Below are 667 nucleotides of genomic sequence, written 5' to 3'. Positions count from 1 at the left end.
CCGAGGTGGTTGTCGTCGCGGACGGCGATGAATCGCAGGGTGGTGTGGCCGGCTTCGAGGTCGTGGGCGAGGACGTCGACGGTGTCCCAGCCGAGTCGGGTGCGGCCGCAGGGGTGCAGGTTGTGTCCGGCGACGGCGAGGCGTTCGAGGCGGATGGCCTCGGTGTCCGGGTTGTCGGTCTTGTCGTGGTGAGGGGGGCGTGCCATGGCGATGGCCAGATTGATGACGGCGTTGCGGATTTCGGCGGCCATGGTGCCGGTGTCGATGCCGGTGAGCAGGTCGACGGGGTCGTCGACGCCGGCGGTGGGGTATTCGATGCGGTTGAAGGCGTGGTGTTGTCCGCCGCCGGTGATCGGGGTGAGGTTTTCGCGGGTGAGGGCGGCGCGGAGGCGCCGGCCGACGGTGTCGGCGGCGTGGGGGAGGTGGGTGAGGAAGGCGTCGGTGAGGTGGGGGGCGTGGACGGCGAGGGCTGCTTCGGTGTGGGCGGCGGCTGCGGCGAGGCGTCCGCTGCCGGCGGTGCGGATCGTCATGTGGGGGTCCTTCCGCGCGGGGAGCGGGTGTGGTTCAGGTCGCCATCGGGTTGGGTTGGTGGGTCCAGATGTCGGTGAGGGGGTCGGTGGCGAGGCGCATGGCGGTGGTGGCTTTGAGGGGGAGGGGTTCGGGGGTG

At 71.4% G+C, this 667-nt stretch carries 1 protein-coding gene; it reads right to left on the bottom strand.

Annotation, left to right across the window (positions count from 1 at the left end; translation table 11 throughout):
- On the bottom strand, positions 1-530 hold a 530-nt coding region (locus WH85_RS46225), incomplete at its 3' end, for an IucA/IucC family protein (protein WP_045748594.1).
- Positions 531-667: the final 137 nt, after the last annotated feature.

Origin of the sequence: Actinoplanes rectilineatus (genome assembly GCF_000962825.1) — a bacterium.
GTDB classification, from domain to species: Bacteria; Actinomycetota; Actinomycetes; order Mycobacteriales; family Micromonosporaceae; genus Actinoplanes; species Actinoplanes rectilineatus.
The sequence above is the reverse complement of the archived record's forward strand: the minus strand, read 5'-3'. Positions and strand labels throughout refer to the sequence as shown.